The organism is Variovorax sp. Soil_C_33, from assembly GCF_057656935.1.
Genome location: NZ_JBDGJK010000004.1, coordinates 160,876 through 180,261 on the forward strand (window position 1 = coordinate 160,876; position 19,386 = coordinate 180,261).

The 19,386-nt window shown below is 68.0% G+C and carries 18 protein-coding genes; 13 read left to right on the plus strand and 5 right to left on the minus strand.

What is annotated here, in order from left to right; all coding sequences use genetic code 11:
* The first annotated feature begins 92 nt into the window (after nucleotides 1–92).
* The 7 genes from AC3A6B_RS08465 to AC3A6B_RS08495 all read left to right on the plus strand — a co-directional run bounded on the left by AC3A6B_RS08465 (nucleotide 93) and on the right by AC3A6B_RS08495 (nucleotide 6,658).
* Complete coding sequence (locus AC3A6B_RS08465; RefSeq protein ID WP_487836283.1) at nucleotides 93–935, plus strand: hypothetical protein; 843 nt, start codon at nucleotides 93–95, stop codon at nucleotides 933–935.
* Between the two features lie 21 nt (nucleotides 936–956).
* The gene (locus AC3A6B_RS08470) at nucleotides 957–2,918 is read left to right on the plus strand and encodes an MFS transporter (RefSeq protein ID WP_487836284.1); all 1,962 of its coding nucleotides are present in this window, start codon (nucleotides 957–959) and stop codon (nucleotides 2,916–2,918) included.
* A complete protein-coding gene (locus AC3A6B_RS08475) occupies nucleotides 2,918–3,571 on the plus strand; it encodes a phosphatase PAP2 family protein (protein WP_487836285.1) in 654 nt (217 codons plus the stop codon). The genes AC3A6B_RS08470 and AC3A6B_RS08475 overlap by 1 nt, the downstream gene beginning before the upstream one ends.
* Nucleotides 3,572–3,674: 103 nt before the next feature.
* The gene (locus tag AC3A6B_RS08480; RefSeq protein WP_487836286.1) at nucleotides 3,675–4,160 is read left to right on the plus strand and encodes a YiaA/YiaB family inner membrane protein; all 486 of its coding nucleotides are present in this window, start codon (nucleotides 3,675–3,677) and stop codon (nucleotides 4,158–4,160) included.
* 35 nt (nucleotides 4,161–4,195) lie between these two features.
* Nucleotides 4,196–4,654, plus strand: coding sequence for a hypothetical protein (locus AC3A6B_RS08485; RefSeq protein WP_487836287.1), 459 nt, complete (start codon nucleotides 4,196–4,198; stop codon nucleotides 4,652–4,654).
* Between the two features lie 68 nt (nucleotides 4,655–4,722).
* On the plus strand, nucleotides 4,723–5,535 hold the full coding sequence (locus AC3A6B_RS08490; RefSeq protein ID WP_487836429.1) for a DUF2145 domain-containing protein: 813 nt from the start codon (nucleotides 4,723–4,725) through the stop codon (nucleotides 5,533–5,535).
* A gap of 37 nt (nucleotides 5,536–5,572) precedes the next feature.
* A complete protein-coding gene (locus tag AC3A6B_RS08495) occupies nucleotides 5,573–6,658 on the plus strand; it encodes a serine endopeptidase (protein ID WP_487836288.1) in 1,086 nt (361 codons plus the stop codon).
* Here AC3A6B_RS08495 and AC3A6B_RS08500 read toward each other — a convergent pair.
* Nucleotides 6,631–7,401 carry an SDR family NAD(P)-dependent oxidoreductase gene (locus AC3A6B_RS08500; RefSeq protein WP_487836289.1) on the minus strand — a complete coding sequence of 257 codons (771 nt, stop codon included), beginning with the start codon at nucleotides 7,399–7,401 and terminating at the stop codon, nucleotides 6,631–6,633. The two genes, AC3A6B_RS08495 and AC3A6B_RS08500, sit on opposite strands and share 28 nt — an antisense overlap.
* A gap of 119 nt (nucleotides 7,402–7,520) precedes the next feature.
* On the opposite strand from AC3A6B_RS08500, the gene AC3A6B_RS08505 reads away from it, so the two are divergent.
* Nucleotides 7,521–8,438 (plus strand): aldose 1-epimerase, encoded by a 918-nt coding sequence (locus AC3A6B_RS08505; RefSeq protein ID WP_487836290.1) that lies wholly within the window; start codon nucleotides 7,521–7,523, stop codon nucleotides 8,436–8,438.
* A 93-nt stretch (nucleotides 8,439–8,531) separates the two neighbouring features.
* Nucleotides 8,532–8,924, plus strand: coding sequence for a hypothetical protein (locus tag AC3A6B_RS08510; RefSeq protein ID WP_487836291.1), 393 nt, complete (start codon nucleotides 8,532–8,534; stop codon nucleotides 8,922–8,924).
* Between the two features lie 3 nt (nucleotides 8,925–8,927).
* On the opposite strand, the gene tgt is transcribed toward AC3A6B_RS08510, so the two are convergent.
* Together tgt and queA are read right to left on the minus strand one after the other, a co-directional pair.
* Nucleotides 8,928–10,100: a tRNA guanosine(34) transglycosylase Tgt gene (tgt, locus tag AC3A6B_RS08515; protein ID WP_487836292.1), complete on the minus strand. Its 1,173-nt coding sequence runs from the start codon at nucleotides 10,098–10,100 to the stop codon at nucleotides 8,928–8,930.
* Nucleotides 10,094–11,137, minus strand: coding sequence for a tRNA preQ1(34) S-adenosylmethionine ribosyltransferase-isomerase QueA (queA, locus tag AC3A6B_RS08520; RefSeq protein WP_487836293.1), 1,044 nt, complete (start codon nucleotides 11,135–11,137; stop codon nucleotides 10,094–10,096). The genes tgt and queA overlap by 7 nt, the downstream gene beginning before the upstream one ends.
* Before the next feature lie 76 nt (nucleotides 11,138–11,213).
* Here queA and recG point away from each other — a divergent pair, with 76 nt between their 5' ends.
* The 3 genes from recG (at nucleotide 11,214) to AC3A6B_RS08535 (ending at nucleotide 15,048) form a co-directional block, all read left to right on the plus strand.
* Nucleotides 11,214–13,328 (plus strand): ATP-dependent DNA helicase RecG, encoded by a 2,115-nt coding sequence (recG, locus tag AC3A6B_RS08525; protein WP_487836294.1) that lies wholly within the window; start codon nucleotides 11,214–11,216, stop codon nucleotides 13,326–13,328.
* 44 nt (nucleotides 13,329–13,372) lie between these two features.
* A complete protein-coding gene (locus tag AC3A6B_RS08530; RefSeq protein WP_487836295.1) occupies nucleotides 13,373–14,338 on the plus strand; it encodes a LysR substrate-binding domain-containing protein in 966 nt (321 codons plus the stop codon).
* A 134-nt stretch (nucleotides 14,339–14,472) separates the two neighbouring features.
* Complete coding sequence (locus AC3A6B_RS08535; protein WP_487836296.1) at nucleotides 14,473–15,048, plus strand: Dps family protein; 576 nt, start codon at nucleotides 14,473–14,475, stop codon at nucleotides 15,046–15,048.
* An 11-nt stretch (nucleotides 15,049–15,059) separates the two neighbouring features.
* Here the strand turns inward: AC3A6B_RS08535 and AC3A6B_RS08540 are convergent, their stop codons facing one another.
* Nucleotides 15,060–17,213, minus strand: a complete 2,154-nt coding sequence (locus tag AC3A6B_RS08540) for a TonB-dependent receptor (protein ID WP_487836297.1) — start codon at nucleotides 17,211–17,213, stop codon at nucleotides 15,060–15,062.
* A 229-nt stretch (nucleotides 17,214–17,442) separates the two neighbouring features.
* On the opposite strand from AC3A6B_RS08540, the gene ubiA reads away from it, so the two are divergent.
* Nucleotides 17,443–18,324 (plus strand): 4-hydroxybenzoate octaprenyltransferase, encoded by an 882-nt coding sequence (gene ubiA / locus AC3A6B_RS08545; protein WP_487836298.1) that lies wholly within the window; start codon nucleotides 17,443–17,445, stop codon nucleotides 18,322–18,324.
* Nucleotides 18,325–18,336: 12 nt separating this feature from the next.
* On the opposite strand, the gene proC is transcribed toward ubiA, so the two are convergent.
* Entirely contained in the window at nucleotides 18,337–19,194 is an 858-nt protein-coding gene (gene proC, locus AC3A6B_RS08550) for a pyrroline-5-carboxylate reductase (protein WP_487836299.1), read from the minus strand.
* Nucleotides 19,195–19,386 lie beyond the last annotated feature (192 nt).

Genomic DNA, 19,386 nt, shown 5'->3' on the forward strand with positions numbered 1-19,386 from the left:
GGGCGTGAAAAAGTACTCCGTATCGATTCTCGATGCTCCCGGAGCGGTTGACAACCTACATTCCGCCGCACACACATCACCCGGAGCCCGCCATGCCTCTGCCTTCTCTCACCCGCCGCGAATGGGGCCTCTTGTCCTTCTTCGCCTTGCTCCTGCTGCTTGCGATCGCCGGTCCCGTGCTGCCGGCGCCCGGGCTGGGGGGCGCGCCTTTTGCCGACGACCGAGGCTGGCACGGCGTGCCCTACGCGATGGACGTGCTGAGCAACCTGCCGTTCGCAGTGATCGGCGTCTGGGGGCTGCGCTGGCTGCACTGGCTCGAACGGGCGCACGAGGAGGCGCAGGATGCCGCGCCGCTGCCCCAGGCCGTGGCGCAGCCGCCGGTCAACACGCTCGACTGCGCCTGGATGTTCTTCGCGGGGCTGATCCTCACCGCCGCCGGCTCGGCCTTCTATCACCTGCAGCCCGACGGCCTGCGGCTGGCGGCGGACCGTGCCGGCATGGCGGTGGCCTTCGCCGGCCTGATCGGCTGTGCCGTCTGCGAGCGGGTCAGCGCCCGTGCCGGCTGGCCGGTGGCCTGGTTCACGCTGGCCGGCGGGCTGCTGGCGGTGGCCGTCTACCAGGTGAGCGGCAACCTGCTGCCGTGGGCGCTGGTCCAGTTCGGCGGCATGGCGCTGGTGCTCGCGCTGGCCCTGGCCAAGCCGCTCGCCGGCGCCGTCGGCCTCAGGCTCGGCTGGGTGATCTTCTTCTACGCGCTGGCCAAGCTTTTCGAGCTGTCGGACCATGCCATCTACGAAGCGACGCACCAGTTGATGTCGGGCCACAGCCTCAAGCACCTGGTGGCGGCGCTGGCGGCGCTGCCGGTGCTGCACGCGCTGCAGTCCGTGGGACGGCAGACGCTGCGGCACAATCCGGGCGCGGCCGCGGTGACGGCCTGAGGAACCCGCCAGGGAATTCGCATGACAGCACCGGTCCACGCCTCCATTGCCATCGCGCCCGAAGCGCATGCGCACGCCAATCAGTTCGCCTTGCTCGGGCAGCGGAGGTTCGCCCCCTTCTTCTGGACCCAGTTCGCAGGCGCGGCGAACGACAACCTCTTCAAGTTCGCATTCACCGTGATGGTGACTTACCAGCTGCAGCTGAGCTGGATGCCTCCGGCCATGGCGGGGCTTGCGATCGGCGCACTCTTCATCCTGCCCTTTCTGCTGTTCTCGGCGACGGCGGGGCAGCTCACCGACAAGTACGACAAGACGAAGATGATCCGCTTCGTCAAGAACCTCGAGATCGCGATCATGGCGGTGGCGGCCTGGGGCTTCATGCGGGCCGATGCCGTGGTGCTGCTGGGCTGCGTGTTCCTGATGGGGCTGCACTCCACGCTGTTCGGCCCAGTCAAGTTCGCCTACCTGCCGCAGGTGCTCGATTCGCGAGAACTCACAGGCGGCAACGGCATGGTCGAGATGGGGACCTTCGTCGCGATCCTGCTGGGACAGGTGGCCGGCGGTCTCCTCGTCGCGCTGCCGCAAGTCGGCCACACCACGGTGGCGGTGGCTTGCGTGCTGCTGGCGCTCGCGGGGCGCGCGGTGGCGCAGGCGATTCCACCCGCGCCGGCCACGGATCCGGGCTTGGCGATCAACTGGAATCCCATCAGCGAAACCTGGCGCAACCTCCGGCTGGCGCACGGCAACCTGGTCGTGTTCCGTTCTCTGCTGGGCATCTCGTGGATGTGGTTCTTCGGCGCCGTGTTCCTGAGCCAGTTCCCGAGTTTCGCGAAGGAGGTGCTGCACGGCAACGAGCAGGTCGCCTCGCTGCTGCTGGTGGTGTTCTCGGTCGGTATCGGCATCGGCTCGCTGCTGTGCGAAACCCTGAGCCGCCGGCAGGTGGAGATCGGCCTGGTGCCGTTGGGCGCCATCGGCATGAGCGTGTTCGCCATCGATCTCTACTTCGCCTCGCGCGCGCTGCCCGCTGCGGCGGAGATGGGGCTTGGTGCCTTCATGGCCCAGCCCGCGCATTGGCGCGTGATGGCCGATCTCGGCCTGCTGTCGCTCTTCGCGGGGCTCTACAGCGTGCCGATGTACGCGCTGATCCAGTTGCGCAGCCAGGCCACGCACCGGGCACGGATCATCGCGGCCAACAACATCCTCAACGCGCTGTTCATGATCGGCAGCGCGGTCATCGCCGGCGCGCTGCTCAAGGCCGGCTTCACGATCCCGCAGATCTTCTTGTTCACCGGCATCGCCAATGCCGTGGTGGCCTTCTACATCTTCATGCTGGTGCCGGAGTACCTGCTGCGCTTCGTGGCCTGGGTGCTGTCGCGCATCGTCTATCGCTTCGACGTCAAGGGCGAGGAGCACATTCCGGCCGAGGGTGCGGCCGTGCTGGTCTGCAACCACGTGAGCTTCATCGATGCGGTGCTGCTGATGGCCGCGAGCCCGCGGCCGATCCGCTTCATCATGGATCACCGCATCTTCCGCGTGCCGGTGCTCGGCTGGCTGTTCCGGCTCGCCAAGGCCATTCCGATCGCGCCGCAGAAGGAAGACCCGGCAGCCTATGAAGAAGCCTTTGCCCGGGCGGTGCAGGTGCTGCGCGAGGGCGATCTGCTCGCGATCTTTCCGGAGGGTGCCATCACGCGCGACGGCAGCCTGCAGCCCTTCAAGGGCGGCGTGATGAAGATCCTGGAGGCCGCACGCGCCGAAGGCATCGATGCGCCGGTGATCCCGATGGCGCTGACCAACCTCTGGGGTTCGTACTTCAGCCGCGTCGAAGTGCGCGAGGGCGCCAACGTGGCCATGGTGCGTCCGTTCCGGCGCGGCTTCTTCAGCCGGGTGGGACTCCATGTCGGCAGCGCCATGGCGCATGCGGATGTGCAGCCCGAGGCTTTGCAGCGGCGCGTGAGCGGACTGCTGGGAAGCCAGCCGAGCTGATGCTGTTTCTGCCCGACGGCTTCTGGTACTCGATCACCTGGTTTGGTGACAGCGGCTTCCTGCTGCCCGTCGCGGCCTGGATCGCCGTGTGGCTGGGCGTGCGGACGGTCACCCGGCCGATCGCGTGGCGCTGGCTCGCGCTGTTCGGCTCCGCCGGCGCCATGGTGGCCGCTTCGAAGATCGCCTTCATGGGCTGGGGCATCGGCAGCGCCATGCTCAACTTCACCGGCATCAGCGGGCACACCATGCTCTCGGCCAGCGTCTGGCCGGTCGCCTTCTGGCTGACCGCCTCGCATTGGGAGCCGCGCGTGCGCGTCTCCGCCGCCACGCTCGGCTGGGTCTTCGCTGCGCTCATCGGGCTGTCGAGGCTGGCGATCTATGCCCATTCGAAGTCGGAGGTCGCGGCCGGATTCGCGCTGGGCGCGGCCGTCAGCGCGTTCTTCCTGTGGCAGCAACAGCACCGGCCGCCGCCGCGGCTTCATTGGATCCTGCTGCTGATCAGCATCCTCTCGCCGGTGCTCTTCCTGCGCCCCGGCACGCCGGCACCTACGCACGATGCGCTCGGGGTCATCGCCGTGCGGCTGGCCGGCACCGAGCGGCCCTTCACGCGCGAGGACCTGCTGCGCCGCCGGGTGCGCCAGGGTATCGATTAAAGATACCGAGGGCGCCGCCGGTCGCCACTGGTGCAGTAATTTGCGCCTCGCCGAGGAAGTGCGAACCATCATTCGCGCACCTTCACTACGCCGCGAGGCATTCATGCAACCCTTCTCTTCCACCGTTTCCATCCAACGCGACACCCGCGCCTGGCAAGTCCAGGTCTGGATCTCCTTCGGGATGGCCGTGTTCCTCTGCGCCACAGGGCTCGGCTGGCTGCCGGGGCAGGCGCTGGACCGCGCGTTCATGGTGATGGGCTACGTGTTCTGCCTCTCGGCCGCCTTCGTGCTGGCGAAGTTCGTGCGCGACAACCAGAGCGGCGCGACCCCGGGCGCCGGCGATACGCCGATGTGGAAGCTGGTCGTCTGGGGCGGCTTCTTCACTGCGATGGGCCTGACCGGCTGGGGCCTGCTGCGGATGGAGATCAGCGAGACCTACAAGGCCTTTCTCGGCGTGAGCTGGCTGTTCCTGATCAGCTCGGCCTTCACGCTCGCCAAGACCCTGCGCGACCGCCATGAAGCCGATCTCGCCGAGGCGCGCCTGCAAGGCCGCCGCGAAGCCCGCGCCGAAGCCGGCCGAAGCGAATGAAGCGCCCCGTCCACCTCATCTTTCGAAAGCACATCATGAAGAAGTCCTTCGTCACGGTTCTGATGGCGGCTTGCGCCGCGATGGCGGGCATTGCCGCACCGCTTCACGCCCATGCGCAGAGCGAAGCCTCGGCGGCGCTCTCGATGCTGCCGCTGGCCTCGGTCGTCGGCGTCGCCTCGGTGGCCGGCAGCGCGGCGAGCGCCGCGGTGGCCTTGCCCGCGGCGCTGTCGGCGGGTGGTTCCGTCCTCACGGTGGTGGCGGTCGAGGCATCGGTCGACGGCACGGTCTACCTGCTCGAACGCGCATCCGACGGCGCCCGAGCCAGCATCAGGGTGCTGGGCCGCGCGGCGCACGGTGCGTCGGTCGTGGCCGGCACGGTGGTCACGGTCAGCGTGATCGGCACCGGCGTCGTGCTGTCGGTGGCCGGCGAGGTGCTGGCCTTCGTGCCCAACGCGGTCGGCCGCGCGCTGCTCCACAACGAGAAGCTGTCATGAGGCGCGCCCCCACCAATTTCGGCCCCTACGAGATCGAGTACCGGGCCCGGGTTTCCCGCCCGCGTCGAATGCTCCGGGCCATGCTTCAGGTGTTTGCGGCCGCGGCGGCCATCGTGCTGGCAGGACTCTTCCTGTTCCCGCTCAGTGCCCATGCGGGGCGGTCTTGCGAAGAGCGCAGGCCAGACGTGGCATCGATCGTCAAAGGCATGCAGCTCGCGGAGCGCACGGCACAGGCGCTCGACGCCAGCGGAGCGCGGGTCGTGCTGCTGGCACGCGCAGGGCAGGACCTGAGCAAGTACGGGCTGCGCTATTCGCACATGGGCCTGGCCTACAAGACCGAAGCGGGAAGCTGGCGCGTGGTCCACAAGCTCAATCAATGCAGCACCGCCGTGGCGGCCATCTACAGGCAAGGGCTGGGCGAGTTTTTCCTCGACGACCCCTGTCGTTACGAAGCCGCCTGGGCGGTGCCGGCGCCGGCCGTGCAGGCGCAGCTGCTGGCTGTGCTCAATGAATCGCCCTCGCGCATCACCCGGCTCCATGCTGCGCCCTATAGCATCGTGAGCTACGCCTGGGGCCACAAGTACCAGCAGTCGAACCAGTGGGCGATCGAGACGCTGGCCGCGGCGATGGAGCCCGGCACCATCCGCACCCGCGAGCAGGCCCAGGCCTGGCTGCAGTTCAAGGGCTACGAACCCACCACGCTGAAGCTCGGGCCCCTCACGCGACTCGGCGGCCGCGTGGGTTCGGCCAACGTGGCCTTCGACGACCATCCCAACGAGAAGCGTTTTTCCGATCGGATCGAAACGGTGACGGTCGACTCGGTGTTCGCATGGCTGCCGCGAGCGGGGCTCGGCACGGCGCCGGTGGTGCTCAAGCTGTAGCCCAGAATCGGTCTGTAGAAACAGGAAGAGGAACGAGATGAGCAAGTCCTTGCGTTTGTCCGAAAAGTGGTTTCGCCGCGGCCTCTGGGTGGTGGCGGTTGTGTTCGCAAGCTTCTTGATCGGGCTGGGCAGCACGATCGTCGGCGATCTGCCGCAGGTCGAGCGCACGCTGACCCTCGACGATTTCATCGACAAGGCGGCCGCCGAGCCGCTCCGCGCCACGGTCCGCAACGCCCAGCGCACCGAGCAGGAATCGACACGCGAGCGCGAGCAGGCCGAGCTCGCGCTCCTGACCGCCCAGCAGACCAGCCGGGCCGCGCGCGAGACCTTCGGCAACTGGCTCGCGACGCGGCGCGCCACTGCACAGCCCGACCAGGACACCGAGTTGATCGCGCGTACCAAGGCGCTCGACACGCTGAAGGCCAAGGAGGACGAAGCCCAAAGGGCCGTGGGCGCGCAGCGCCAGATCGCGCTCGATGCGCGCCAGGCGCGCCAGAGCGCGCAGCAGAAACTCGCGCCGCTGGAAGACGAGGCGCGCAAGAAACTCGAGGCGGAGAACCGACGAGTCGAACTGCGCGTGTTCGGCTACCGGCTGGCGCTCACCTTGCCACTGCTCCTGATCGCAGGCTGGCTCTTCGTGAAGAAGCGCAAGAGCACCTACTGGCCTTTCGTGTGGGGCTTCATCTACTTCGCGCTCTTCGCCTTCTTCGTCGAGCTCGTGCCCTATCTACCGAGCTATGGCGGCTATGTGCGCTACGTAGTCGGCATCGTGGTGACCGTGCTCGTGGGGCGCTACGCCATCATTGCGCTCAACCGCTATCTCGCGCGCCAGAAGCTGGCCGAGGCGCAGCCCGACACGGTGCGCCGCAACGAGCTGAGCTACGACACTGCGCTGGCGCGGCTCGCCAAGAGCGTGTGCCCGGGCTGCGAACGGCCGGTGGACCTGAAGAACACCGAGATCGATTTCTGCCCGCACTGCGGCATCGGCCTGTTCGACCATTGCCGCGCCTGCGAAGCGCGCAAGAGCGCCTTTTCGCGCTTCTGCCACGCCTGCGGAACCGGCGCGGCTGCCCCGGCATCGCCGGCGATTCCGCCTCAGGTCCAGCCGGCATCCACCACGTAGTCCTGCGCGGTGCACATCTTCGAATCGTCTGCCGCGAGAAAGAGCGCCATGCTGGCGATGTCCTCGGCCATCACGCGGCCCGGCAGGCATTGGGCCGCATCGATCTGGGCCTCGGATTCGGGCTTGACCCAGAGCTTCAGCTGGCGCTCGGTCATCACCCAGCCCGGCACGATCGAGTTGACGCGGATGTTGGCCTTGCCGAGGTCGCGGGCCAGCGAGCGCGTGAGGCCGCGCGCGGCCGCCTTGCAGGCCTGGTAGACCGGGTAGCCGGCGCCCTTGATCATCCAGCTGATCGAGCCGAAGTTGATGATCGACCCGCCGCCCTGCGCGCGCATGTCATCGGCCACGGCCTGAGCGGCGAAGAACTGGTGCTTGAAGTTGATCGCCACCAGCCGATCGAAGTCCTCGCTTGTGACATCGGCCATCTCGTGGCGGCGGTCGTTGGCAGCATTGTTGAGCAGCACGCGGATCGGCCCGAAGCGCGCCCGCACCGCGGCAATCGCTGCGCGCAGGGCCGCGACGTCGGTCACGTCGCACTCGTGGAACAGCACCTCGTTGTCGCCCTGCAACCGAGCGGCGAGCGCGCGGCCGGCGGCGGCATCGATGTCGCAGAAGCCGACATGCGCGCCCTGCGCATGGAAGGCGCGCACCAGGCTTTCGCCGATGCCGGTGGCGCCGCCGGAAATGAACACGCTGCGGCCGGCAAGCGATGGATAGCGGGCGGAGGAGGTCGATGCCGTCATGAGAAGGGTCCGTGCAGGAACGAGGTGCCGGTTGCGATTCTCCACGCCAACGATGGTGCGTGTCACCCGGGTCGCCGAGAATGCCGCGTTCCAGCAACGATCGAAGGCAACGAACTCCCATGAACGACAACGACGAACTGGTGCATCTTGCGGCGGGCGCATTGCATCTGGTGCTGGCGCCGGCGGTCGGCGGCTCAGTGGCAGCCCTGTACGACGAGCGCGACGGCCGGCGCTTCGATTGGTTGAGGCCGGCCACGGCCGATGCGCTGGCCGCGCGTGATCCCTTCGCCATGGCCAGCTTTCCGCTCTTGCCCTGGTGCAATCGCCTTCGCAACGGCCGCGCGCATGTCGGCGGGCGCGACATCGCCATTGCGCCGGGCCATCCTGCGGGGCCCTCGGGCCGGCATCCGCTTCACGGCATCGGATGGCTGCGGCCCTGGCAGGTGGCGCAAGCCTCGCCAACCCGCGCGGAGCTCGTGCTGAGCGTCGACGCCGACGCTGGGTGGCCCTGGCGCTTCGAGGCCTCGCAGCTGTTCGAGCTCGATGCGGCGGGGCTGCGCTGCACTATCACGCTGAGCAGTCGAGACAGGGCGCCGATGCCGGCCGGGATCGGCCACCATCCCTATTTCATTCACCACGCGGGCACGCGCCTGTCGGCGAACACCGCGGCGATGTGGCGCGGCGACGCAGAGGTGATGCCGGTCGCGCTGGAGCCGACGCAAGAGGTGGCCCGCCTGCACGACGGCGTGGAACTGGCCGAGCTCGATCTGGACAACAACTTCACGGGCTGGCAGCGCGAGGCCCGCATCGAATGGCCCGCGGCTTCGCGCGCGCTGGTGATGGCGGCCGAGCCGCCGCTCGACTTCTTCGTCCTGTACTGCCCGCGCGGCGCGGACCATTTCTGCGCCGAGCCGGTGAGCCAGTGCACCGATGCCTTCAACCTGTGGGATCGCCATGGGCCGGACGAGCTGGGCGGCACGCTCCTCGCGCCGGGCGCGTCGCTGTCGGGGCGCTGGTCGCTCCAGCCGCAGCGCTGACGCGGCACTCCAGCGTGCGGCGTATGGCTTCCGGCGTGTTCTCGCGCGAGCGGGTTCTGACTACGCTCGATGCCTTTGATTCAGAGCACCCCCATGTTCAGGAACCTCATTCGCCGCCATGCTGCCGCTGGTCTGTACATCGCGTCGGTCGTCGCCGCTTTGCTGTCGGCGGCTAGCCTCGTGACCCATGCGCAGGAGCCGGCGACCGTCCGGCTCTTCAAGGTGGTTTCGCCGCGCGACGACATCGTGGTCGGCATCGAGGCCGGCCAGCTCGGTGCCGGCAGCACGCCGGAGGTGCAGCGCTTCGCGGCGTTGCTGGCGGACAAGAGTCCGTTGACCGTGTGGCAGTACGCCTCGCAAAAGGATTCGGGCGGCGCGCTGGTGCAGGCGCCGCTGCGGCAGGTTGCGCTGTTCAAGAACGAACTGCTGCGCATCGAGCCCTACGCGACGCCGCTGCCCATCAAGGCACCCGGCGCTGCCAAGTAGGTCCTAGACGCCGCGCGCCCGGTCGGCCTTGAACTGCGCGCGGAACTGCGTGAAGGTGCCGGCATCGAGCGCCGCGCGGATCTCGCGCATCAGGTTCAGGTAGTAGTGCAGGTTGTGGATGGTCGTGAGCATCGGGCCCAGCATCTCGCCGCAGCGGTCGAGGTGATGCAGGTAGGCGCGGCTGAAGCCATCGCGCCCGCCTTCGTTCCAAGGCACACCCGATGTGCCGGCGCAGGCATGGCAGCTGCAGCTCGCGTCGATGGGCTGAGGATCATTCTTGTGGCGCGCATTGCGCATCTTGAGGTCGCCGAAGCGCGTGAACAGCGTGCCGTTGCGCGCATTGCGCGTCGGCATCACGCAGTCGAACATGTCGACCCCTTGCGCCACGCCTTCGACCAGGTCTTCCGGCGTGCCCACGCCCATCAGGTAGCGCGGCTTGTGCGCCGGCAGCCGGTGCGGCGTGTGCGCCATGATGCGCAGCATTTCGTCCTTGGGCTCGCCCACGCTCACGCCGCCGATCGCGTAGCCGGGGAAGTCCATGTCGACGAGCTGAGCCACGGACTCTTCGCGCAGGTTTTCGTACATGCCGCCCTGCACGATGCCGAAGAGCGCGTTGGGGTTCTCGAGCCGCGCGAACTCCGCCTGGCAGCGGCGCGCCCAGCGCAGGCTGAGCTCCATCGAGATGCGCGTCTCGGACTCGGTCGTGAGGTGGCCTTGGGTGTCGTAGGGCGTGCACTCGTCGAATTGCATGACGATGTCGCTGTTGAGAATGGTCTGGATCTGCATCGAGACCTCGGGCGTGAGAAAGAGCTTGTCGCCGTTGACCGGCGACGCGAACTTCACGCCTTCCTCGCTGATCTTGCGCATCGCGCCCAGCGACCAGACCTGGAAGCCGCCCGAGTCGGTGAGGATGGGCTTGTCCCACTTCTCGAACTGATGGAGGCCGCCGAAGCTCGCCATCACGTCCAGGCCGGGACGCATCCAGAGATGGAAGGTGTTGCCGAGGATGATCTGCGCGCCCATCTCCTCGAGGCTGCGCGGCATCACGCCCTTGACGGTGCCGTAGGTGCCCACGGGCATGAAGATCGGCGTCTGCACCACGCCATGGTTCAGCGTGAGCGTGCCGCGGCGCGCATGGCTCGCGGAGTCGGTGGCGAGGAGTTCGAAGTTCAGCATGTTGGTCTCGAAAGAAGCATCGCGTCGCCGTAGCTGAAGAAGCGGTAGCGCTCGCTGATCGCATGGGCATAGAGCGCCATCACGCGCTCGTAGCCCGCGAAGGCGCTCACCAGCATCATGAGCGTGCTCTTGGGCAGGTGGAAGTTGGTGACCAGCAGGTCGACGTGTTCGAAGGCGAAGCCCGGCGTGATGAAGATGCGGGTGTCGCCTGCCGCCTGGCCGCTCCTGGCCCACGATTCGAGTGTGCGCACGGTGGTCGTGCCAACGGCGACGATGCGGCCGCCGCGTGCCTTGGCGTCGGCAATGGCGCGTTGCGTGGCTTCGGGCACCTCGTAGCGCTCCGCATGCATCGTGTGATCGGCAATGTTCTCGGTCTTCACCGGCTGGAAGGTGCCGGCGCCGACGTGCAGCGTGACGTTGGCGCGCTGCACGCCGCGCGCTTCGAGTTCGGCCAGCAGGGCTTCGTCGAAATGCAGCGCCGCGGTCGGCGCGGCGACCGCGCCCGGCACGCGCGCGAACACGGTCTGGTAGCGGCGCTCGTCGTCCTGCGAGTCGGCATGCTCGATGTAGGGCGGCAGCGGCACGTGGCCGCAGCGGGCCATCAGCGCATACGGGTCTTCGCCGGCGGCACTCTCGAAGCGGAAGCGGAACAGCGCGCCGTGTTCGTCGGGCCAGCGGCCCAGCAGCGTCGCCTGGAACTCGCCGGTCATCGCCAGCTTGGTGCCGACCGGCGGCTTCTTGCTGACCTTCATGTGCGCGACGACTTCGTCGCCTTGCAGCACGCGTTCCACCAGAAGCTCGAGCTTGCCGCCGGTGGGCTTTTCGCCGAAGAGGCGTGCCTTGACGACGCGCGTGTCGTTGAAGACCAGCAGATCGCCGGCGCGCAGCCGCGAGGGCAGGTCCTTGAAGATGCGGTCGACGGGTGGATCGACCGTGCCGTCGAGCAGCCGCGAGGCGCTGCGTTCGGCGGCGGGATGCTGGGCCACCAGTTCGGGCGGCAGATCGAAATCGAAATCGGAAAGCGTGAAGGCGCGCATGGTGCTTGAGGGCCGGACGGGCCCGTGCCAAGGAGGCGGAAGGAAGAGGCGGCGAAGAGCCGGGCAGAATTGTCCCATGCCCGCCGCCGCCAAGTCGTCTCCACCGGAAAAGCCCGCAGCAGCACCGGCGCCGGCCCACGGCGCGGGCCTGAGCCCTGTGCAGCGCGCGCTGCGCAAGCTCGGCCTCCTGCGCGACATCGACTTCGCGCTCTACCTGCCGATGCGCTACGAGGACGAGACCCGCATCGTGCGGCTGGCCGATACGCGCGACGGCGACACGGCGCAGATCGAGGCGGTGGTGAGGGACAGCGAAGTCGTGTTCAGGCCGCGCCGCCAGCTGATCGTGACGGTGGACGACGGCAGCGACACCTGCCAGCTGCGCTTCTTCAACTTCTATCCGTCGCAGCAGAAGCAGCTCGCGGTCGGCGCGCGGGTGCGCGTGCGCGGCGAGGTGCGCGGCGGCTTCCTCGGGCGGCAGATGATGCATCCGACGGTCAAAGCCGCGGGCACCGAACTGCCGCAGGCGCTGACGCCGGTGTATTCGACGATCGCCGGACTGGCTCAGCCGGTGCTGCGGCGCGAGGTGCGTTCGGGGCTGGCGCGGGCCGTGCTCGACGAGACCGTCCCGCAAGGGCTGGCGCCGCATGACGCATGGGAGTTGCGGCGCGCGCTCCATTTCCTGCACTACCCGGCGCCCGACGTGGCGATCGCCACGCTGGAAGACCACAGCCACCCCGCCTGGCAGCGGCTCAAGGCCGACGAACTGCTGGCGCAGCAGCTCTCGCAGCTGCAGGCGCGCCGGGCCCGCTCGGCGCAGCGCGCGCCGGTGCTTTCGATGGCGGCTTCCGGTGATTCGCTGCACAGGGAACTGCTGGCCATGCTGCCCTTTGCATTGACCGGCGCACAGCAGCGCGTCGGCGAGGAGATCACGCGCGACCTTGCGCGCGACATTCCGATGCACCGCCTGCTGCAGGGCGACGTCGGCTCGGGCAAGACCGTGGTGGCAGCGCTGGCCGCTGCGCGCTGCATCGATGCGGGTTTCCAGTGCGCGCTGATGGCGCCCACCGAAATCCTGGCGGCGCAGCACTTCGGCAAGCTGGTCGGCTGGCTCGATCCCTTGCTGGCCGAGCGCGGCCTGCGTGTCGCGTGGCTCACCGGCAGCCAGAAGAAGAAGGAGCGCGACGCGATGTCGGCCGCGGTCGAGAACGGCGAGGCCGCGCTCGTGATCGGCACGCACGCGGTGATCTCGGAGAAGGTGCGCTTCAAGAAGCTCGCGCTGGCGATCATCGACGAGCAGCACCGCTTCGGCGTTGCACAGCGCCTGGCGCTGCGCGGCAAGGCCGTCGGCGAGCTCGAGCCTCATCTGCTGATGATGAGTGCGACGCCGATTCCGCGCACGCTCGCCATGAGCTACTACGCCGATCTCGACGTTTCCACGCTCGACGAGCTGCCGCCGGGCCGCACGCCCATCGTCACCAAGCTGGTGGCCGATCACCGGCGCGACGAGGTCATCGATCGCATCCGCGCCCAGCTTGCGCAAGGGCGGCAGGTCTACTGGGTGTGCCCGCTGATCGAAGAAAGCGAGGCGGTCGACCTACGCAACGCGACCGAAACGCGCGACGAGCTGGCCGCCGCACTCGGCGCGCTGGTCAGCGTGGGGCTGCTGCATTCGCGCATGCCAACAGCCGAGAAGCAGGCGGTGATGGAGAGCTTCACGGCCAATCGCCTGCAGGTGCTGGTCAGCACGACGGTGATCGAGGTCGGGGTGGACGTGGCCAATGCCTCGCTGATGGTGATCGAGCATGCCGAGCGCTTCGGGCTTTCGCAACTGCATCAGCTGCGCGGGCGTGTCGGGCGCGGCGCGGCCGCTTCGGCCTGCGTGCTGCTCTACGCGCCGAACGAAGGCGGCCGGGTCGGCGAGGCGGCGCGCGCGCGGCTCAAGGCGATGGCCGAAACCAGCGACGGCTTCGAGATCGCGCGGCGCGACCTCGAGATCCGCGGGCCGGGCGAATTTCTCGGCGCGCGGCAGTCGGGTGCGCCGCTGCTGCGCTTTGCCGACCTGAGTACCGATGTGTTGCTGCTCGACTGGGCGCGGGCGCTGGCGCCGCGCATGCTCGACCGCCATCCGGAACTCGCTGCCAGGCATGTCGACCGCTGGCTCGGCAGCAAGGCCGAGTACCTCAAAGCCTGAAGCTCGGCAGAGGTCGCAGCGTCTGCGCATAATTGACGCAAGCTATGACCCTCACCGAACTCAAATACATCGTTGCAGTCGCACGCGAGCGGCATTTCGGCAAGGCGGCCGAGGCGTGCTACGTGTCGCAGCCCACCTTGTCGGTCGCGATCAAGAAGCTGGAAGACGAACTCGAGGTCAAGCTCTTCGAGCGCAGCGCGGGCGAGGTCACGGTCACGCCGCTGGGCGAGCAGATCGTGCAGCAGGCCCAGAGCGTGCTCGACCAGGCCGCGAGCATCAAGGAGATCGCCAAGCGCGGCAAGGACCCGCTGTCGGGGCCGCTCAACCTGGGCGTGATCTACACCATCGGCCCTTACCTGCTGCCCGATCTGGTGCGCCAGAACATCGCGCGCACGCCGCAGATGCCGCTGGTGCTGCAGGAGAACTTCACCGTCAAGCTCCTCGAGATGCTGCGCGCCGGCGAGATCGACTGCGCGATCATGGCCGAGCCCTTTCCCGACACCGGCCTGGCGATGGCGGCACTCTACGACGAGCCCTTCATGGCGGCCGTGCCCGTCCATCACCCGCTGGCGGAGCGCGAATCCGTGAGCTCCGACGAGCTCAAGAAGGAGACCATGCTGCTGCTCGGCACCGGCCACTGCTTTCGCGATCACGTGCTCGAGGTCTGCCCCGAGTTCGCGCGCTTCTCGAGCAATGCGGAGGGCATCCGCAAGAGTTTCGAGGGCTCGTCGCTCGAGACCATCAAGCACATGGTGGCGGCCGGGATGGGCGTCACGCTGGTGCCGCGCCTGTCGGTGCCGAACGGTGCGCTCCAGTCCAGGACCAAGGGCCGCGGCAAGGAGCCCGAGCAGATCGTGCGCTACCTGCCCGTGCGCGACGTGCAGGGCGGCGAGCCGACGCGCCGCGTGGTGCTGGCCTGGCGCCGCAGCTTCACGCGCTACGAGGCCATCGCGGCCTTGCGCAACGCGATCTACGCCTGCGAGCTGCCGGGCGTCAAACGACTCTCGTAGAACTCGCGCCATCGGCCTACGCTTTCGGCCGCGGCCGGGGGCAATGGCCGCGATAGAGTGCGGCTGTTGCGAAGCCCGCTCGCGGCTTCTAAAGTTTGCAACGCCAATCCAACTTTGAAGAAAGAACTCGCGCCATGGCCAAAGTCGTGAAGAAATCCAAGTCCCCGATCTCCGCCGGCAAGGTGCCCAAGAAGGGCGGCGCCGTGGTGGCCCTGGAGTCGGGCAGCCGCAATGCGCCGCTCATCAACATCGGCATCGAGCGCCAGGACCGCGCCGCCATCGCCGAAGGCCTGAGCCGCGTACTGGCGGACACCTACACGCTCTACCTCACCACGCACAACTTCCACTGGAACGTGACCGGCCCGCATTTCAACTCGCTGCACGCGATGTTCATGCAGCAGTACACGGAGCTCTGGGGTTCGACCGACGTCATTGCCGAGCGCATCCGCGCCCTGGGCCACTACGCGCCGGGCTCGTATGCCGAGTTCAGCAAGATCGCGACCGTGCCCGATGTGCCCAAGGACCCGCCGAAGGCGATGGAAATGGTGCGCATCCTGGTCAAGGGCCACGAGACCGTTTCGCGCATCGCGCGCGAGTTCATCCCGGTGGCCGAGGAGGCCGGCGACGACCCGACCGCCGACATGCTCACCGCGCGCTGCACGGTGCATGACCAGACGGCCTGGATGCTGCGTTCCTTGCTCGAGGACTGATCCGGACCCGATCAGAACTTGGCGCGCAGGGTCACCTGCAACTCGCGCGGCGGGCCGGGCAGGATCAGGTTGTCCACGGTGCCGTGGGCCGAGATGTAGTGCTTCTTGTTGGCGATGTTCTTCAGGTTCAGCGCCAGCTCGTAGCGCTCCGTCTTGTAGCTGCCGGCCAGGTCGGCCGTCACATAGGACGGCAGCGTCACCAGGTTGGTGAGCGAGGCAAAGCGTGCGGCCATGTAGTTCAGCCCGCCGCCGGCGCTGAAGCCATGGCCCAGGTCCTTCATGAGCCACAGGAAGGCCGAGTGCCGCGGCGTGAGCGGCGCCACCTTGCCTTGCACCGCCATGGGCGCACCGATCGGTAGCTGAAGCGAGCTCACCGTGGCGACCGACTTGACCATCCGCCCGTCCAGATAGGCATAGCCCGCGCTCACGTCCCAGCGCCCCGGCAGCTTGCCGGCCAACGTGAGTTCCAGCCCGTTGGTGCGTTGCGTGCCGACATTGATCTGCCGCGCCGGGTTGGCCGGATCGCTGTTCTTGATGCCCGAGCGCTCCAGGTTGAAGACGGCGGCCGTGAAGTTGAGCGCGCCGTCCAGGAAGTCCAGCTTGGTGCCGATCTCCTTGTTCACCGTGATCTCGGGGTCGTTGGCGGCGTTGCTCGCGGAGAGTGCGAAGGTTTCCGCCGAGGGCTGGAACGACCGGCTGTACGAGAGGTAGTAGGACTGCGTTTCGCTGGGCTGCCAGACCAGGCCCGCGCGCGGGCTGAACTTGCGGTCGGTGCGCGCGAGCGGGGCGAGCGAGCGTTCGAACGAAGTCTCCTGGTCGAACACGTCATAGCGCCCGCCGACCAGCGCCTTCCATTGCGGCGCCAGCGTGATCTGGTTCTGCGCGTAGAGCGCCGCAGTCTTGAAGGTGGAGTTGTTGGGAATCGCGCTCGTCGCCAGGTAGCTGGCGGCAGGGATGGGCGGCGGCACGGCGACGGCGTTCAGGATGCTCACGCGCTCGAAGCCGGTGGCCGAGGACACCGTGTAGGCGCGCTTGTCCTGCACGCCGAACTCCGCTCCGACCAGCCACTCCTGCCTGAAGCCGCCGAGCTCGTTGTGCCACGTCAGGTCGGTCTGGTTGAACCAGCCGCTCTCGTCCCGGTCGACGAAGCCGCGGGTGCGGCCCACGGTCAGGCGCACCGGGTCCGTGGTGCCGCTGGGCAGCGTGTTGTAACGGTCCAGGTGGTAGTTGGAATAGCGCGTGATGTTGCGCAGGCTCAGCGCGTCGCTGAGGCGATGGTTCAGCGTGGCGGTGAAGGACTGGACCTTGGTGGTGGTCGTGTCGTCGCGCTTCGCGAAGGCGGAGCCGTAGTAGGTGCCGATCGGCACATTCACCGGGCGGCCGTTGAGCGCCGGAATGCCGAAGTCCGTCAGCCGCTGGTCGTAGGCGTTGGTGTACTGCAGCAGCAGATCGGTTTGCGGGCTGAATTTCATCGCCAGCGAGGGCGCGATGCTGTAGCGGTCGATGAACTGCTGGTCGCGGTAGCTGCCCGACTTCTCGCGCGCCACGTTGAGGCGGAAGGCCATGGCTTCGCCGATGGGCGCGTTGAGGTCCGCGGTCGCGCGCTTGAAGTCGTGGCTGCCCAGGCCGAGCGAGACCTCGCCGAAGGATTCTCCGAACACCGGCTTCTTCGTGACGCGGTTGATCAGGCCGCCCGACGACCCCCGGCCGTACAGCACCGCGGCCGGCCCTTTGAGCACCTCGATGCGCTCGGTGTCCGACAGATCGCGAAAGTAGAGCGCGTCGTCACGCACGCCGTCCACGAACCAGTCGGCGATCGCGCTGAAGCCGCGGATGACCACCTGGTCGCGTTGGCCGTCGCCATGATTGAAGGCGACGCCGGGTGCGTTGCGCAGCGCGTCCTGCATCGAGGTCGCGCCCTGGTCGCGCAGCAATTGCGCCGGCACCACGTTGACGGCTTGCGGTATGTCGCGCAGCGGCGCGCTGCCCTTGGTGGCGGTGCTGCCGGCGGCCGGGGCGTAGCCGGCGTCCTGCTCGGTGCTGACCGTGATTTCCTTCAGCGTGTTGTTCTGGGCCTGCGCTGTGCAATGCAGCAAGGCGAGCGCGGCAGCGGTCAGGGGCAGATGGCGCAGGCGTGGACGCAGCGCGCGTGGGCGTATAGACATGGATTTCCTTCAGGGCAAGAACCGGATCGCGAAGCGCCACGCGGCTCGCCATCGCAGCGATGACTGAACCGGAAGTGCCCTGCCTGGAAATTTCTGGGTTGGGTGTCTTTTGCGCGGAAGTCCTGGCGCGGTGGCCGGACTCGCTGCAAAGAGTGATCGCGTCGCGCGAACCGCCGGATTCTAGTGCGGCAAACGAGGGCGTCTATTTGGCGTGACGCAAAATCAGCCCATGTCCGCATCCACTGCCGCCGCGCCGCGCAGCCGCCTCTCGCTATACCTGGACCTGATCCGCTGGAACCGTCCCGCCGGTTGGCTGTTGCTGCTCTGGCCGTCGCTCGGCGCCCTGTGGTTTGCGGCGGGCGGCTGGCCGGGCTGGCACCTGCTCACCGTGTTCGTGCTGGGCACCATCCTCATGCGCAGCGCCGGCTGCTGCGTCAACGACGTGGCCGACCGCGATTTCGACCGTCACGTCAAGCGAACCGCCCAGCGGCCGGTCACCAGCGGCGCCATCTCGGTCAAGGAGGCGCTCGCCGTGGGGACCGTGCTCGCGCTGGCGGCCTTTGCGCTGGTGCTCACGACCAACCGCGTCACTGTGCTGTGGTCGTTCGCGGCCTTGGCGGTGACCCTGATCTATCCGTATGCCAAACGCTTCGTGTCGATTCCGCAGGCAGTGCTGGGTATTGCATTCAGCTTCGGCATCCCGATGGCCTTCGCGGCCGTGCAGTCCGCGGTGCCGGCCTTCGCGTGGTGGCTGCTCGCGGGCAACCTGTTCTGGGTGCTGGCCTACGACACCGAGTACGCGATGGTCGACCGCGACGACGACCTCAAGATCGGCATGAAGACCTCGGCCATCACTTTCGGCCGCTTCGATGTGGCGGCCGTGATGGCGAGCTACGCGATCTTTCTGGCGGTGTGGGCGGCGGCCGGCGCAAGCGAGGCGCTGGGTCCTGCCTTCTTCGCTGCCATCGGCGTCGCGGCGGCGCAGGCGCTGTGGCATTGGCTGCTGATTCGCGAGCGCACGCGTGATGGCTGCTTCAAGGCCTTCCGGCTCAACCACTGGCTGGGCTTCACCGTGTTCGCCGGCGTCGTGGCCGGCTACGCGCTGCGCTGAAACCGCGCTGCCTTAGTCGCGGCCGAATTCCTTGGCGAGTTCGCCGGCGCGCTGGTGTGCGGCGCGGATCGCGGCCTTGAACTTCGCCTTGATGTCGTCGCCCTCGAGCGAGCTGATCGCCGCATAGGTGGTGCCGCCCTTGGAGGTGACGCGCTCGCGCAGCACCGCGGGCGGCTCGCTCGCATTGCCGGCCAGGGCCGATGCGCCGCTGAAGGTGCCGACGGCCAGGCGATGCGCCTGCTCGGGCGAGAGGCCCAGTTCGACGCCGGCCTCGGTCATGGCCTCGATGAAATAGAACACATAGGCTGGGCCGGAGCCCGAGACCGCGGTCACGGCATCGAGCGCGCTTTCGGCATCGACCCACAGCAGGTCGCCGGTGGCGTCCAGCACCTGCTCGACCAGCTTGCGCCCGTCGGCGTCGACCGCCGGCCGCGCGAACAGGCCGGTCATGCCCTGGCCGACCAGGGCCGGCGTATTGGGCATCGCGCGCACCACGCGCTCGGTGGCCAGCCAGCGGGCGATGCTGTCGGAGGGAATGCCGGCCGCGACGCTGAGATGCAGCGCTTCGCCTGTCAGGGCGCGGACCGGCCGCGCGGCTTGCGCAAAGCTCTGCGGCTTGACGGCCCAGACCACGACAGGGCAACGCGCGAGCGCGGCGCCGGCCTCGGGCTGGGCGGTGATGCCGAAGTCGTGCAGGAGCCGCGCCCGGGCTTCGGCAACAGGTTCGACGACTTCGAGCGCCTCTGCAGGGACGTCCCGCTTGATGAGCCCGCCGATGATGGCGCTGGCCATGTTGCCGCCGCCGATGAAGCCGATCGGCGGCAAGGGGGTCGGCTCCCGGCGGGGCAGGAAGGTGACTGCGATGTTCATGGCTGATTCCGTGACTTCAATGTGGCAACGCGCTGGGGATTTGCAGCGGATCGAAATTGTCGCCGCTTGCCGTTACCCTGCAGGCGGCATCGATCGAGGGCCTATGGCAATGTAAAGTCTGGACGTTTTCGGAAAGCGGGTGCTCACCTTGCATTGCCTGCGACCGGGCGCCGTGATGGCGCCTGGCGCACG